This window comes from Paraburkholderia unamae, from assembly GCF_003268775.1.
GTDB lineage: Bacteria > Pseudomonadota > Gammaproteobacteria > Burkholderiales > Burkholderiaceae > Paraburkholderia > Paraburkholderia unamae.
This window is the reverse complement of record NZ_QLSU01000062.1, coordinates 1-14,213: the sequence shown is the minus strand read 5'-3', so window position 1 is coordinate 14,213 and position 14,213 is coordinate 1. Positions and strand designations below refer to the sequence as shown.

At 66.1% G+C, this 14,213-nt stretch carries 14 protein-coding genes; 11 read left to right on the top strand and 3 right to left on the bottom strand.

Annotated features, from left to right (window positions below; all coding sequences use genetic code 11):
- From C7401_RS44045 to C7401_RS44025, 5 genes are all read left to right on the top strand, one after another.
- Positions 1–630 (top strand): threonine ammonia-lyase (locus tag C7401_RS44045; protein ID WP_507763449.1); only part of this gene is annotated, 630 nt, incomplete at its 5' end.
- Between the two features lie 182 nt (positions 631–812).
- Positions 813–1,802 carry an ABC transporter substrate-binding protein gene (locus tag C7401_RS44040; protein WP_220092917.1) on the top strand — a complete coding sequence of 330 codons (990 nt, stop codon included), beginning with the start codon at positions 813–815 and terminating at the stop codon, positions 1,800–1,802.
- Positions 1,803–1,833: 31 nt separating this feature from the next.
- A complete protein-coding gene (locus C7401_RS44035) occupies positions 1,834–2,808 on the top strand; it encodes an ABC transporter permease subunit (protein ID WP_112178339.1) in 975 nt (324 codons plus the stop codon).
- Complete coding sequence (locus C7401_RS44030) at positions 2,805–3,581, top strand: ATP-binding cassette domain-containing protein (RefSeq protein WP_112178338.1); 777 nt, start codon at positions 2,805–2,807, stop codon at positions 3,579–3,581. Before C7401_RS44035 ends, C7401_RS44030 begins: the two co-directional genes overlap by 4 nt.
- 85 nt (positions 3,582–3,666) lie before the next feature.
- Positions 3,667–4,020 carry a DOPA 4,5-dioxygenase family protein gene (locus C7401_RS44025; RefSeq protein ID WP_112178337.1) on the top strand — a complete coding sequence of 118 codons (354 nt, stop codon included), beginning with the start codon at positions 3,667–3,669 and terminating at the stop codon, positions 4,018–4,020.
- A 39-nt stretch (positions 4,021–4,059) separates the two neighbouring features.
- On the opposite strand, the gene C7401_RS44020 is transcribed toward C7401_RS44025, so the two are convergent.
- Positions 4,060–5,418, bottom strand: coding sequence for an MFS transporter (locus tag C7401_RS44020; RefSeq protein ID WP_112178336.1), 1,359 nt, complete (start codon positions 5,416–5,418; stop codon positions 4,060–4,062).
- Between the two features lie 190 nt (positions 5,419–5,608).
- Entirely contained in the window at positions 5,609–6,631 is a 1,023-nt protein-coding gene (locus C7401_RS44015) for an aldose 1-epimerase (RefSeq protein WP_244315127.1), read from the bottom strand.
- A gap of 199 nt (positions 6,632–6,830) precedes the next feature.
- Between C7401_RS44015 and C7401_RS44010 the strand changes: the two genes are divergently transcribed.
- The 5 genes from C7401_RS44010 to C7401_RS43990 all read left to right on the top strand — a co-directional run bounded on the left by C7401_RS44010 (position 6,831) and on the right by C7401_RS43990 (position 12,906).
- Positions 6,831–7,919: a LacI family DNA-binding transcriptional regulator gene (locus C7401_RS44010; RefSeq protein WP_112178334.1), complete on the top strand. Its 1,089-nt coding sequence runs from the start codon at positions 6,831–6,833 to the stop codon at positions 7,917–7,919.
- Positions 7,920–8,122: 203 nt separating this feature from the next.
- The gene (locus tag C7401_RS44005) at positions 8,123–9,157 is read left to right on the top strand and encodes an ABC transporter substrate-binding protein (protein WP_112178333.1); all 1,035 of its coding nucleotides are present in this window, start codon (positions 8,123–8,125) and stop codon (positions 9,155–9,157) included.
- Positions 9,158–9,171: 14 nt separating this feature from the next.
- Positions 9,172–10,758: a sugar ABC transporter ATP-binding protein gene (locus C7401_RS44000; RefSeq protein WP_112178332.1), complete on the top strand. Its 1,587-nt coding sequence runs from the start codon at positions 9,172–9,174 to the stop codon at positions 10,756–10,758.
- Positions 10,759–10,835: 77 nt separating this feature from the next.
- Complete coding sequence (locus C7401_RS43995) at positions 10,836–11,831, top strand: ABC transporter permease (RefSeq protein ID WP_258397487.1); 996 nt, start codon at positions 10,836–10,838, stop codon at positions 11,829–11,831.
- A gap of 4 nt (positions 11,832–11,835) precedes the next feature.
- Positions 11,836–12,906: an ABC transporter permease gene (locus tag C7401_RS43990; protein WP_112178330.1), complete on the top strand. Its 1,071-nt coding sequence runs from the start codon at positions 11,836–11,838 to the stop codon at positions 12,904–12,906.
- 18 nt (positions 12,907–12,924) lie between these two features.
- Here C7401_RS43990 and C7401_RS43985 read toward each other — a convergent pair whose 3' ends face one another.
- The gene (locus C7401_RS43985; protein ID WP_112178329.1) at positions 12,925–13,362 is read right to left on the bottom strand and encodes a hypothetical protein; all 438 of its coding nucleotides are present in this window, start codon (positions 13,360–13,362) and stop codon (positions 12,925–12,927) included.
- A gap of 140 nt (positions 13,363–13,502) precedes the next feature.
- Between C7401_RS43985 and C7401_RS43980 the strand changes: the two genes are divergently transcribed.
- On the top strand, positions 13,503–13,733 hold the full coding sequence (locus C7401_RS43980; RefSeq protein WP_181565849.1) for a hypothetical protein: 231 nt from the start codon (positions 13,503–13,505) through the stop codon (positions 13,731–13,733).
- The last annotated feature ends 480 nt before the right edge of the window (positions 13,734–14,213 follow it).

The window sequence follows — 14,213 nt, the reverse complement described above, 5'->3', positions numbered from 1 at the left end:
ATCGAAGGCCAGACGCTCGTGGCGATCACTTCGGGCGCGAACATGAACTTCGACCGCATGCGCTTCGTGGCCGAGCGCGCCGAGGTGGGCGAAGCGCGCGAAGCGGTGTTCGCGGTGACGATTCCCGAGGAGCGCGGCAGTTTCAAGCGCTTTTGCGAACTGGTCGGCACGCGCAGCGTGACCGAATTCAACTACCGCATCGACGACGCCGAGCGCGCGCACATCTTCGTGGGCGTGCAGATCCGCAACCGTGGCGAGTCGCAGCAGATCGCGAAGACTTTTGTGGATCACGGCTTTCCGACCGTCGATCTCACCGGCGACGAACTCTCGAAGCAGCACATCCGCTACATGGTGGGCGGCCGCTCGCCGCTCGCGCACGACGAGCGTCTGTTCCGCTTCGAGTTTCCGGAGCGGCCGGGCGCGCTCATGCGCTTCCTCTCGTCGATGGCGCCGAACTGGAATATCAGCCTCTTTCACTACCGCAACCAGGGCGCGGACTATAGCTCGATTCTGGTGGGTATCCAGGTGCCCGCAGCGGAAGACGCCGAGTTCCGCCGCTTCCTCGCCACGCTCGGTTATCCGCACTGGGAAGAGACGAGCAACCCGGCGTATCGGTTGTTCCTGCAATGAAATAGTCAGTCATCCCACAAATCGGGACGGCCGCACCCGTCGTGCATAAACAGCACTGCGAGTGCAGGAAAACACCAGGCCCGGCAGCAGTGCGCCTCAGTATACTGAGCCACTGCTGCCGGGCGTCGTCGCCTCGGGAAGATTGGGCGCCGTGCGTCGGACTCATTTGGAGGAAGACAAACATGTTGCGCAACGCTCTCCGCTGTTTGATGGCTTTTTCCACGATCTCCGTCGCCGCGCTCGCTACGCTGCCCGGCGTGGCGCACGCAGATGCGGCGCACCCCGTTGTCGCGCTGTTGCCCGGCGTTACCGATCCGTTCTACTTCACCATGCATCGCGGCGCCGAGCGCGCGGCGAAGGAAGAAAACATCCAGTTGCTGTTCCAGGTGCCGAAGGCCTGGAATACCACCGAGCAGGTGCCGATTCTCAAGGCCTTCATCGCCAAGCATCCCGACGTGCTGCTCGTTTCACCCGTCGACAAGCAACAGCTCATCGGCCCGCTCAAGGAAGCCGCGGACGCCGGCATCAAGGTCATCACCGTCGACACTTATATCGGCGACGGACACTATCAAACCGGCAAGGGTGACGCCGATTTCCCGCTCTCCTATATTGCTTCGGACAACCTGGAAGGCGGCCGCGTGGCGGCGCGTTCGCTGGCCAAGGCGATCGGCGACAAGGGCACCGTCTATTGCGAGAACAACAAGCCTGGCATTTCCAGCACCGACGCGCGCGCGCAAGGTTTCATGGAAGAGATGAAGAAGCACCCCAACATCAAGGTGCTGGAGACGCAATACAACGAGGATGACGCCAATCGCGCCGCTTCGCACGTGGCTGCCGTGCTCGCACGCAATCCCGATCTCGCGGGCGTGTTCGGCGCCAACACGTTTTCGGGCGCAGGCGCGGCGCAAGGCGTGAAGAACGCGGGCAAGCAGGGCGTGGTGAAGGTCGTCGTGTTCGACGCCGTGCCCGGCATCGACGAGCAGATCCGCAGCGGTCTCGTGGATATCGCCATTGCGCAGCTTCCCGACCAGATGGGTTACGACGCCGTGAAGTTCGCCGGCGACGTGATTCACGGCAAGAAGATCCCCACCTACAAGGGCACGGGCTTCGTCGTGCTCGACAAGTCGAATATCGACAAGCCGGAGATGAAGCAGTACATCTACTCGAACTGAACGCCCCGGCCGCGCCCTTCACGCCCACGACATGAACGACAAACGTCTCGACCGGCTCGCGCTCGTCAGCAAGGTGTGGCCGTGGCTCTTTCTCGGCTCGCTGCTCGTCTTCTTCGAGGCGTGGGCGCGGATATCGGCGCATCGCTCGTTCGTGTTCAACGCGTACAACCTGCAATCGATCGGGCTCGCGGCCAGCGCCCCGCTTTTGCTCGCCATCGGCCAGACCTTTGTGATCATCACCGCCGGCATCGATCTTTCGGTGGGTTTCGTGATGGGCCTCGCGGCCGTGTGCGTGGCGCAGTTCACGATTCCCGGCGGCGCTTCGCCTTGGATCTTGCTGATGTCGATTCCGCTCACGATGCTCGTGTGCCTGATTCCGGGCTTCGTGAACGGCGTGCTGATCGCAAGACTGGGCGTGCCCGCTTTCATCGGCACGCTCGGCATGTATGGCGTCGCGCGCGGCGTGGGCTTTCTCGCCGCGGGCAGCGGCATGACCGTCGCAGTCAACAATGCCGGTCTCGCATGGCTCGGCAGCGGCTGGACGCCCGTGATCCTCACGGCCGTGCTGCTCGCCATCATGCATTTCGTGCTCTCGCAAACCCGCTTCGGTCAGTACACCTATGCGATAGGCGGCAATCCGCAGTCGGCCATACGCGCGGGCATCAACGTGCGCCGCCATCTGTTCGCGATCTATCTGATCGCAGCGGCGTTCGCGGCGGTGGGCGGCATTGTCTACACGGCGCGCTTCGCGGCCGGCGCGGCGAACGCGGGCGAGCCCATGCTGCTCGATTCGATCGCGGCGGTCGTGATCGGCGGCGCGAGCCTCTTTGGCGGCACGGGCAATGTCATCGGCACGCTGATCGGCGCGCTCATCATCGCCGTGATCGAGTTCGGGCTCGTGTTTATCGACGTGAACGCGTTCTGGCAGTTCATCGTGGTCGGCATCGTCATCATTCTTTCCGTGCTCATCGACCAGTACAAGGAACGGCTGGGAGGCGCGCAATGAGCGACGCGGGCGTCACGCCGATTCTCGAGGCGCGCGATGTGTCGATCCGCTTCGGCGGCGTGGAGGCGCTCAAGCGCGTTTCACTGCGGCTCATGCCGGGCGAAGTGCTCGCGCTCGCGGGCGACAATGGCGCGGGCAAATCCACGCTCATCAAGATTCTCTCCGGCGTTTATCGCGCCGACGCGGGTGAACTGCATTTCGAAGGCCGTCCACTGCAACTGCGCGACCCGCAGGACGCGCGGGCGCAAGGCATCGAAACCATCTATCAGGATCTCGCGCTCGCCGACAATCTCGACGTGGGCAGCAACATTTTCCTCGGGCGCGAGCCCGTGCGGCGGCTGTTCGGCTTGAACGTGATCGATCGCCCGCAGATGGCGCGGGTCGCGCGCGAGGTGCTCGAACGGCTCGATATCGTGATCCCGCCGCGCAAGCTAGGCGGCCCGGTGAAAATGCTCTCGGGCGGCCAGCGCCAGGCCATTGCGATCGGCCGCGCGATTTACTGGAACGCGCGCGTGCTCATCATGGACGAGCCCACGGCGGCGCTTGGCGTGCCCGAGCAGCGCAAGGTGATGGAGCTGATCGGCGCGCTCAAGTCGCAGGGCGTGGCCGTGATCCTCATTTCGCACAATCTCCACGATATTTTTGCCGTGGCGCAGCGCATCGTCGTGTTGCGGCGCGGCGAAGTGGCGGGCGAGCGGCGCGTGGCCGAGACCGACGGCGATGAAATCGTGCGCCTGATGGTGGGCGACACGTATTCAAACGGCGCGCACTGAAGCGTAACGGTGCGCGTTCGCCTGCGCGGCGCGGGCATTCGATGGACAATGACGGTTCGAACCCTTACCGCAGTCCTGTCCCGCCATGAACTACCTCGATCCCGCCGATATCACCAGCTGGCACGCGCACATCTATTTCGACGCGGCGACGCGCGACGCCGCATGGACGCTGCGCGAAGCGATCGAGGCGCGCTTTGGCCAGGTCGTGCAGATCGGCCGCTTTCACGAGCGCCCGGTCGGCCCGCACCCGATGTGGTCGTATCAACTCGCCATGTCGCGCGAGCGCTTCGCCGAGATCGTCGCGTGGCTCACGCTCAATCACGGCTCGCTCGACGTGTTCGTGCATCCGAACACGTCCGATGCGCTGCGCGACCATCGCGACGCCGCTGTGTGGATCGGCCATTCGCATACGCTCAATCTCGGCGCGCTCGGCGGCTGATGCCACGGCGGCTTGCGCCGCCGTGCGCGAGTTCGGGCCTCAGTGCCCGAACGACTCCGTTTTCGCCGCCGCCTCGCCGCTGACCTGCGGCCGCGCGGCCTGCTTGATGAGCAGCGCCGCGCCCGCAATGAGACCCGCGACGGCGACCGTCGCGAAGATGCCCGCGAACGTGAAGTGGCGGCGCGCCAGCTCGGCCACGAGGAACGAACCCGCAATCCCGCCGAAGCGGCCGATGCCGAGCATCCAGGCCACGCCCGTGCCGCGCCCCTGGGTGGGGTAGAACGCGGCGGCGAGCGCGGGCATCGACGATTGCGCCGTGTTCATCAGCACGCCGGCCACGAACACCACGAGCACGAGCAGGCCCACGTTGCCCACCGCCTGGCCGATGAGCCACACCGAAAGCGCAGTGAGCGCATAGCACACGGCGATGATACGGTTCGCGTTGAAGCGGTCCATCAGCACGCCGCACAGCACCGCGCCCACGCCGCCGAGCGGGAAGAGCGCCGAGATGAGCGTGGCGCTCGCGGGCGCGAGGCCGGCGTCCTTGAGCAGCAGCGGCATCCAGTTGATCGAGGCGTAGAAGATCACGAGCCCCATGAAGTACGCGACCCACAGCATGAGCGAGCCGACCAGGTACATGGGCGAGAGCACGACGCCGAGTCCCTTGCCCTGCGTGTGCGGGGTGTTTTCGGTCATCGTGAACACCTGTGCCTGGGCGGCGTCAGGCGAAATGCGCGCGAGCGCGGCGCGAATGCGTTCGACGGGGCGCTGGTTCGCAACCATGTAGCGCACCGATTCGGGCATGCGCAAAAAGAGCGGCACGGCGAGCAAAAGCGGCGTCACGCCGCCGAGCACGAGCACGCTGCGCCAGCCGAAGTGCGGAATCATCCACGCGGCGAGAAAGCCGCCGCAGGCCGCGCCAAGCGGAAAGCCGCAGAACATCAGATTGATGATGGTGGCGCGGCGCTGGTCGGGGCAGTATTCGCCCATCATCGTGACGGCATTGGGCATGGCCGCGCCCAGGCCCACGCCGGTGACGAAGCGTAGCCACGTGAGTTCGCCGATGCTCGTGGAGAACGCCGAAACGAGGCAGATCGCGCCGAACAGCAGCACGGCGCCGAGCAGCATCGAGCGGCGCCCGACGCGGTCGGAGAGCGGCCCCGAGACGAGCGCGCCGCAAGCGAGACCGAACAGCGCCGCGCTCAGCACCGGGGCCAGCGCGGGCTTGGAGATGCCCCATTCGCCGAGCAGCGAGGGCGCGATGAAGCCGATCGCGGCCGTGTCGAAACCGTCGAGCAGGACGATGACGAAGCACATCGCGAAGATGAACCACTGAAACGGCGAGAACGGATGCTCGTTGATGAAGGTCTGGACGTTGACGGCGCGTGGGCGGTCCATGGTGTTGTCTCCTGTCGACCCGCGTTGGCGTTTTCACGCCGATACGGATTCCATTCAAGGTTGTCGTTGTGGCGGCGCGCGTGGGCGAGCCGCGTTTTCTGGTTTGGCTTTCAACCTGGAATAGTAACCGCAGTGCGACGCTAGCTGGAATCGGGAACCGGCGCGGTGCCGCAGCTTCAGAGCCGCCGCTTCAAAGCCTTTCAGGTAGCCAGGCAAGCTGGGTTTCGAGCGTCTCGCCGGGTGCGAGCACGGTGCCGCCCACGTCGATGCGCTGGGCCGTGCCTGCATGGCGAAGATTGAGCCAGTCCGTCGTATTGCTGACCGGCTCCGCGCAGAAGTACGGCAAGCCGGGCGGGCTGAACAGCACGAAGAAGTCGAGGGGTGCGCTCGCGCGCAGCGCGAGGCGGCGGCCTTCGTGCGGCCATTCGATCTGCGCCTCGTGACGCCAGCCGGAGAAGTTGTTGTCGAGATCGAAATCGTCGACGAGCAGTCCGGCCTGCAACGCGTCCACGGCCGGATGGGCGTTGAGCGAAACCGGCAGGACTTCCGCATCGATCTCCCACATCGCGCGCACGCGCGCGGCGATGCGCGTGCCGGACGGACGCGGATAGTAGGGGTGATGGCCCAGGCCGAACGGCATCGGCCGCGCGGCCAGGTTGCGCGCCCACAGGCGCACGGTAAGGCCGCTGGCGTCGAGCGTCAGATGCTGGCGCGCTTCATAGCGAAACGGCCAGCCTGTGCCCGCATGCGAGTCCGGGCCATGCGAGCTTGTGAATGCGTGCGGCTCGTGCAGAAAGTGCAGCGTGAGCGTGCTGTCCGTGCGCGCTTCGACGGTCCACGGCCGCCGCCACGCGTGGCCGTGCAGCGCATGGCGCAGCGCGCCCGTGCCGCTCGGCAGGTCGATCATCTCGCCTTCGAAGCGAAAGCGCCCGTCACGGATGCGGTTGCAGTACGGCATCAACGGAAAGCTCGCCATGCCGAGCGGATCGCGCGCGTCGAGGGCGGCGCGCGTGGCCGGGCGCAGCCAGTGAAACGGCGGCGCGTGGCCGGCCGTGTCGTAGAACGCGGCAATCGAGCCGCCCACGTGCGGCGCGACCAGCGCGCGCGTTTCGCCGTGGGCGAGCGTGACGAGCTGGCCGTCGTCGAGCGCGGCGGTGTCGAAGGTCGCCTGCGCGGCGGCCGGCAAGCGCGAAGGTGTCGATCTGGAGGTCAAATGAGCGCGCTCCCGACGAATGATTTATTACTAATAAAAGATAATATAGTCGCTCGATCCGATCGATGCAGCGCCGGAAAAATGGTGACATACGCCAATTGATGGCCCAAATTATTAATGCTACGCTTCGGGCCAACAGCGCGGCCCCGAGCGCGCGCCGCCGCGCCGCGCAGCCTATCCGCAGCCGCCCCCACATCCGATGAAAAAATCGACGCAGCGCCGCCCGACCATGACCGACATCGCGAAGGCCGCGGGCGTGTCGCAATCCACGGTTTCCCTCGTGCTCAACGGCGCGGTCGGCGCCAAGCTCTCGGAAGCCACGCGCCAGAAGGTGCACGAAGTCGCGCAGTTGCTCGGCTATCAGTTGCCGATTCGCGCGATCCAGACGCCCGCGCCGGCCGGCGAGCGCAACCTGATCGTCTATATCGCCGATGAAGTGTCGACGAGCCCGCACCCCGTGGTGAGCATCGACGGCGCGCGCGACGCCGCCTGGAACAACGGCTGCCTGCTCGCGGTGTTCTCGACCCACGGCAACGCGCAGATGGAGCAGCAGGTGCTGCAAACGCTCGCCATGCCGAACGTGCTCGGCGTGATCTACGCGACCGTGTACACGCGCAAGGTCGCGGTGCCCCCCGCGCTGCTGAAAGTGCCGGCCGTTCTGCTCAACTGCTACTCGTCCGATCACGCGCTTTCCTCGGTCGTGCCGGCCGAAGTGGCGGGCGGTCATACGGCCACCGAATACCTGATCGAGGCGGGGCACCGCCGCATCGGCTTCATCAATGGCGAGACCTGGCAGGACGCCGCGAAGGACCGTCTCAAGGGCTACCGTCAGGCGCTCGCGACTGCCGACCTGCCGTTCGACGAGCGCCTCGTGCGCGACGGCGACTGGAGCTCCGGCAAGGGTTTCGAACTTACGCTCTCGCTCATGCGCGAGCCGAATCCGCCCACCGCGATCTTCTGCGCGAACGACCTCATGGCGATCGGCGCGATCGAGGCGCTCAAGCAACTCGGGCAGCGCGTGCCCGAAGACGTTTCGGTGATGGGCTATGACGACCAGGAAATCGCGCGCCATACGCATCCACCGCTCACCACCGTCGTGCTGCCCAACTACGAGCTCGGCCGCTGGGCCGTCGAAACGCTGCTACAGGAAGAACAGAACCGCAGCGCCGGCGCGCCCGTGCGCCACCGCACCGTGAAGCTCGACGGGCCGCTCATCGAACGCACCTCGGTGTGCGCGCCGGACCCCGCCTCCCCCGTGAATACCCTCATTAATATCAACGAAATTTGACTGGTAATATTAGTTGAAGCAGTGGCCGTAATAATTCGGCGTGATGCGTGGCTTGCTGTTGCGTGCATCGTCGCGCCGGATGAATCAGGAAAGACAACAAGAACCGGGGCGGGCCCAGAACCCGCGCCGCCGATGTCATTCATCGCTTTGTGGAGCCGCACCAGGCGCTAGAGCGTCCCGTGTGGTCGACACAGGAGACAGCCATGCGTCATCAACGAATCCAGTCAGCCTTCATTGCCGCCGGCCTTTGCCTCGCGAGCACCTTCGCCGCGAGCGCGTACGCGCAGTCCGATTCCGGCGCGCAGAAAGTCCAGGCGAATTCCAGCGAGACCTGCACGAATCCCAAGCCGGGCGGCAAGAAGCTCAGCGACATGGTGGTGGGCTTCTCGCAATCGGAAAACGAGCAGAACCCGTTCCGTGCGACCGAGACCGCCTCGGTGCGCGCGGCGGCCAAGGAAGCGGGCGTGAAGCGCCTCCTGTATACCAACGCCAACGCGAACCAGGCCAAACAGGTCGCCGACATCGAAAGCATGATCAACCAGGGCGCCGAGGCGCTCATCATCGCGCCCAACGACTCCACGGGCCTGCAACCCGCGCTCGCCCAGGCGCGCGCGAAGGGCATTCCGGTCGTGACGATCGACAGGCAGACGGCGGGCACGGTCTGCACCGACTTCATCACGTTCCTCGGCTCGGACTTCTACAAGCAGGGTGAGCGCGCGGCCAAGGCGCTCGCCGACGCCACCGGCGGCAAGGCGGTCATCGCCGAGATTCAGGGCGGCTATGGCAATACCGTGGAAAGCCAGCGTACGGACGGCTTCGCCAACGGCCTCAAGGCCTACCCGGGCATGCGGATCGCCGCGGCGCAGACCGCGAACTGGTCGACGACCGAGGCGCAGAAAGTGATGGAGCAGATCCTGCTCGCGCACCCGGACGTCAACGCCGTGTACACCCACGCCGACACGATGACGGTGGGCGCGATCAAGGCGTTGCGCCAGGCCGGCAAGCTCAACGGCGTGAAGATCGTCTCGATCGACGGCACGAAGGAGATCGTCACGGATATCTCGAACGGCATCGTGGCCGCCGACGTCGAGACGAATCCGCGCTTCGGCCCGCTCGCCTTCAAGTCGCTGGAAGACTATCTCGCGGGCCGGCCGGTGCCGCAGAAGCAGATCATGGACGACGCGCTGTTCGACAGGACCAACGCGCAGCCGTCACTCGCGCAGGGCAAGGTCTACTGAGCCGCGCCCGCACGATGACGACGCGCGCCCCCGCAAATCGCGCCGCTTCCACCACGCCGCGCGCCGTGCTCGAAACGCGCGGCGTTTCGAAAACCTTCGGCGTGGTGCGCGCGCTGCGCGACGTTTCGCTCACGCTGCGCGCGGGCGAAGTGCATGGCCTCGTGGGCGAGAACGGCGCGGGCAAGTCCACGCTGATCAAGGTGCTCACCGGGTTTCACCAGCCCGACGCGGGTGCGCTCACGCTCGACGGCGCGAACGTTGCGTTCGACAGCCCGCGCGCCGCGCAGGGCGCGGGCGTGTGCGCCGTGTATCAGGAAATCAACCTGATACCGGAGCGCAGCGTGGCGGACAATATCTTCCTGTGTCACGAGCCGAAACGATTCGGCATCCTGATTGACCGGCGGCGCATGCTCGAGCGCGCCGCCGAAATCGTGCAGCGTTACCGGCTCGCGGTCGATCCGGCTGCTCGGCTTGGCTCGCTCGGACTCGGGGCGCAGCAGATGGTGGCGATTGCGCGCGGCGTGTCGTTGGGCGCGCGCGTGCTGATCCTCGACGAGCCGACTTCGGCCTTGAGCGGCGCGGAAGTGGACGTGCTGTTCGAAGTCGTGGACCGGTTGCGCGACGAGGGCATCGCGCTCTTGTTCGTGAGTCACCGGCTGTCCGAATGCTACCGGCTGTGCGACCGCTTCACGGTGATGCGCGACGGCGCGGTGGTCCGCACGGGCACGCCCGACGAACTGCCGCGCGCGGCGCTGATCGCGGCGATGCTCGGCCGCGAGAGCGCGGGCGAGCACGCATGGACCGAGCGCTCGGGCGCCGCCCAGGCGGATGCAGATGCGACGCCCGCGCTCGCCGTCGATCATCTGGAATGGGGCAATCGCGTGCGTGATGTGTCGCTGCGCGTGGCGCGCAAGGAGATCGTCGGGCTGGCAGGGCTGCTCGGTTCGGGCCGCACGGAAACCTTCAAGACAATTTTTGGCGCGCAGAAGGCCGACGGCGGCGAGGTCAACATCGCCGGGCGCGCGCTCGCGCATGCGACTCCCGCCCGCTCGATCGGACGCGGCCTCGCCTTTCTTTCCGAAGACCGCCGCGCCGAAGGCATCTTTCCGCGCCTCTCGGTGCGCGAGAACATCGTGGCGAGCCTGTTGCCGCGCATCTCGCGCTTCGGCTTCATCTCGCGCACGAAGGAGGCGCAACTGGTGCGCGAGTCCATCGAACGTCTCGGCATCAAGACGGCCGGCCCCGGCGCGCTCATCACCACGCTTTCGGGCGGCAATCAGCAGAAGGCGCTGATCGCGCGCTGTCTCTCGACGCGTCCAACCGTGCTGCTGCTCGACGATCCCACGCGCGGCATCGACGTCGGCGCGAAGGAGGAAGTGCATCGCGTCGTGCAGGAACTGGCGCGCGAGGGACTCGCGGTGGTGGTCACGTCGTCGGAGATGGAAGAACTGCTCGCGCTCACCGACCGCCTCGTGGTGCTCAACGAAGGCGCGACCCAGGGCGGCATGCCGACCGCCGGCGCGCACCCGGACGACGTGCTCGCCGTGCTGGCGGGCGCGGCCACCGGCAACGGCGCGGATCAGGGCGGCGGCAATGCCTGAGCAGCGCGAAGCCCATTCAGCCACACTCGACCATGACCGCTCCGATGGCGACCCATCCTGAATCGAACGAGGCAAGCTTGAGTTCCTCGAATTCTTCTGGTTCCCCGAACCGTTCCGCGGCTTCCGCTTCCGGCGAGGCGCCGCGCGCGCACGCCTGGCGCACGGTGCTGCGCGAGCACAGCGTGTACTTTGCGCTTGCCGCGCTCGTGGCGTTCAATCTCGCGGTGACGCCCGGCTTCTCGAATCCGTTCGCCGCGCGCAGCCTGCTTTTCGAAGCGGCCCCGATCGTCCTGATCGCGCTCGGCCAGAATCTGGCGATTGCCACACGCGGCATCGACCTTTCGGTGGGATCGGTGATGGCGCTCGCGAGCGCTTCGGTCGCCGTGTTTCTGCCGTACGGCGTGGGACCGGCGCTCGTGGGGGCGGTTGCGGTGGGCGCCGTGGTCGGCCTGTGCAATGGCCTGCTCGTGGCGTTGCTCGCGATCGACCCGCTGATCTCCAGCCTCGCGCTGCTGGTCGCCGCGCGCGGTCTCGCGCAGGCGCTGCTGGGCGGTTCGCGCGTCAATCTGCCCGACACGCCCGCGTTCGACCTGCTCGGCGCGGGTGCGCTCGGGCCGCTGCCCATCGTCATGCTGATCGCACTCGCGCTCGCCGCGGTGGTGGCGTTCGTGGTGCGGCGCACGACCTTCGGGCGCTATGCGATTCTCGTCGGCGCGAGCCGTGGCGCTGCGTTCCTCGCGGGCATTCCGGTGCGGCGCACGCTCTTTCTCGTCTATGCGGTGAGCGGCACGTTCGCGGGACTCGCCGGGGTGTTCGCCTCGTCGCGGCTCGGCGCGGCGGATCCCAATTACGTTGGCGTGAACTTCGAGCTCGACGCGATCGCGGCTTCGGTGATCGGCGGCACGCCGCTTTCGGGCGGCCGCATTTCGATCGTCGGCGCGGTGTTCGGCGTGCTGTTGCTGCAAGTGCTCGACGCGAGCTTCATCATGAACAACATCAGCTTCACCTACGCGCAGATCCTGAAGGCGGTGTTCATCGTCGTCGCGCTTTATCTGCAACGCTCGGGAGGCTGACGCAATGCCGAAGCCCACTCAATCCGCCCGGCTGGACGCGCCCACATCCACCGCCGCCGCGCCGGGCGCGGGTCGCCGCACGCAATTGATCGCGCTCGTGCAGTCGCGCGGCGCGATCGCCATGCTCGTGGTCGTCGCGCTCGTGGCCGGCATGGTGTTCCCCGATTTCCTGCGGCCCGCGAATCTCGCCGATATCGTCTCGAACGGCGCGTTCCTCGGCCTCGTCGCCGTGGGGCAAAGCATCGTCATCATTTTGGGCGGCTTCGATCTCTCGGTCGGGTCGATGGTCGGGCTCGGCACCGTGCTGACCGCCTATGCCGCGCCGTATGGATGGGGCGCCGCGATGCTGGCACCGGTGGCGGCGGGCTTTGTGGTCGGGCTGGGCAACGGCCTGCTGATCGCCCGCGCGCGCATGGCGCCGTTCATCGTCACGCTTGCGGCGCTGCTCGGGCTCAAGGGCCTCGCGCTCGTGCTGGCGAGCCAGGATCTGCTGATCGCCAATCCGGGCTTTTTTGCGCGCATCGCCAACGGATCGATCTTGGGCGTCAACAACCTCATCTGGATGCTCATCGTGGTCTATGCGCTCGGCGCGGCGCTGCTCAACCACACGCGCTTCGGCGCGGCCATCTTCGCTATTGGCGGCAACGAGGAGGCGGCGCGCATGCTGGGTGTGCGCGTCGAGCGCGTGAAGGTGCTCGCGTACGGGCTCTCTGGCGCGCTCGCCGGGTTATCCGGCGCGCTGTTGGCGTCGCATCTCGATTCGGGGTTGTCGGGCGCGGGCACGGGCTACGAATTGCAGTCGATCGCGGCGGCCGTGATCGGGGGCGTGCTGCTCACCGGCGGCGTGGGGACGATGGCCGGACCGCTGGCCGGCGTGCTGCTGCTCGGCGTGATCGACAACGTCATCAATCAGGTCGGCACGCTGAGCCCCTACTATCAGAACCTTGCGAGCGGGGCGTTCCTGCTTGCGGCGGTCATCGTCCAGACGGTGCTCACCGGCCGTCGGCAGGGTGCCGCGCGGGCGGCCGGGGCGACGCGGCGGCGGGTGGCTGCCGATGGAGCGGCGCGCTCGTGAGCGCGCGGCCGACGGATCCTATTGATGTGAGACGCTGAGCTTCACTTTCGCCGAGCCGTCGGTCTGCGCCGTAATCTCCGTGCGGCTGCCGCGCTGCCCCAGATAGAAGTGCTGATGGCCCGGCGAATTCAGATCGTGCGTCGCATCGGGCAAACACGAGGCGATGTCCGCTCCCACGCCTTCAAGCGCATTCGTGCCCGAACCGGCGTCTCGCACGCTCCAGATGCAGTGATAGGTGCCGCCGCTCGCCGCGCATTGCGCGTCGTCGCCGTAGGGTTGAGCGACGGCGCGCCCGTCGTCGGGGCTGAGCGAGCTGAAATGCTGCGGTGCGGCCGCGACGATGCGCTTGAGCGCGGCGCAGGGGTTGGCGCTGTCGTCCGCGTGGGCGGCAAGCGGGACGCCGGGTATGGCGATGGCCGAGCAGAGCGCGATGACGCGGGTGATCGATGGTTTCATGGCATTTGCGCTGCGAGAGCGCAGCGCCTCATCGTGGGAAGTGAGTGCAGTGCTGCAAGCGGCGTGCCGGGAATGGCCCTTGCAGAGTGATGCGTCACACTCATCACGAGGAGAACGCCATGATGAAGCCGCGCATGGGCATGATGAAAACGGGCGCGCTGCTGGTCGGCCTGACTTGTGCGATGGCGAGCGTCGGCGCGTCGCGCGACGAACAGGAGCACGCATGCCGCGGCGATGCGTTTCACTTCTGCGCGAGAGAGATTCCGAACAAGGAGAAGATCGCGGCATGCATGAAGCAGCACTATGACGAGCTGTCGCCGCCGTGCAAGGCGATGTTCAAGCGGCCGCCGAAGGGCGGCTCGAAAACGTGAGGACTCGATCCGCTATGTAGGGAGGCACAGTGCGCCTCCTTTTTTGTTGAGTCGATGAAGAAGGGCTTGCGGGTTCGCTGGCGTGGCGTTAAGATTCGCCCCCTTCGCAGTTCGATGTCTCTGACATCCGGGTTTGCGAAGGCCGCCGCGGAAACCGGCGGACGCAGGAGTCGACAGCTTTTTAAGCGGTAAGCGAAAAAAAGGGGTTGACGAAGCGAAAAAGATTCTTCATAATCTCGTTTCTCTGCTGCTGACGCAGCAACGCAGAAAGAAGCCGGTGGTCAAGCAGTTCTAACGGCAACTTCGCGATCGATCTTTAAAAATTTACAGCCGATAAGTGTGGGCGCTTGATGCGGTGACGCGGCCTGACCTTTTTCTTCGGAGCGAAGTCGGGAGTAGCGAAAGTATCAAGAGTCTCACACTAAAGTAAGTCAGGTTTTTGAATTTATTCAGAACCTGTCAGCTTTGAGTGAGCGACTG

Coding starts and splice junctions, on each gene's coding strand:
- C7401_RS44040 (WP_220092917.1), top strand. CDS start 813: ATGTTGCGCAACGCTCTCCGCTGTTTGATGGCTTTTTCCACGATCTCC.
- C7401_RS44035 (WP_112178339.1), top strand. CDS start 1,834: ATGAACGACAAACGTCTCGACCGGCTCGCGCTCGTCAGCAAGGTGTGG.
- C7401_RS44030 (WP_112178338.1), top strand. CDS start 2,805: ATGAGCGACGCGGGCGTCACGCCGATTCTCGAGGCGCGCGATGTGTCG.
- C7401_RS44025 (WP_112178337.1), top strand. CDS start 3,667: ATGAACTACCTCGATCCCGCCGATATCACCAGCTGGCACGCGCACATC.
- C7401_RS44020 (WP_112178336.1), bottom strand. CDS start 5,418: ATGGACCGCCCACGCGCCGTCAACGTCCAGACCTTCATCAACGAGCAT.
- C7401_RS44010 (WP_112178334.1), top strand. CDS start 6,831: ATGAAAAAATCGACGCAGCGCCGCCCGACCATGACCGACATCGCGAAG.
- C7401_RS44005 (WP_112178333.1), top strand. CDS start 8,123: ATGCGTCATCAACGAATCCAGTCAGCCTTCATTGCCGCCGGCCTTTGC.
- C7401_RS44000 (WP_112178332.1), top strand. CDS start 9,172: ATGACGACGCGCGCCCCCGCAAATCGCGCCGCTTCCACCACGCCGCGC.
- C7401_RS43990 (WP_112178330.1), top strand. CDS start 11,836: ATGCCGAAGCCCACTCAATCCGCCCGGCTGGACGCGCCCACATCCACC.
- C7401_RS43985 (WP_112178329.1), bottom strand. CDS start 13,362: ATGAAACCATCGATCACCCGCGTCATCGCGCTCTGCTCGGCCATCGCC.
- C7401_RS43980 (WP_181565849.1), top strand. CDS start 13,503: ATGATGAAAACGGGCGCGCTGCTGGTCGGCCTGACTTGTGCGATGGCG.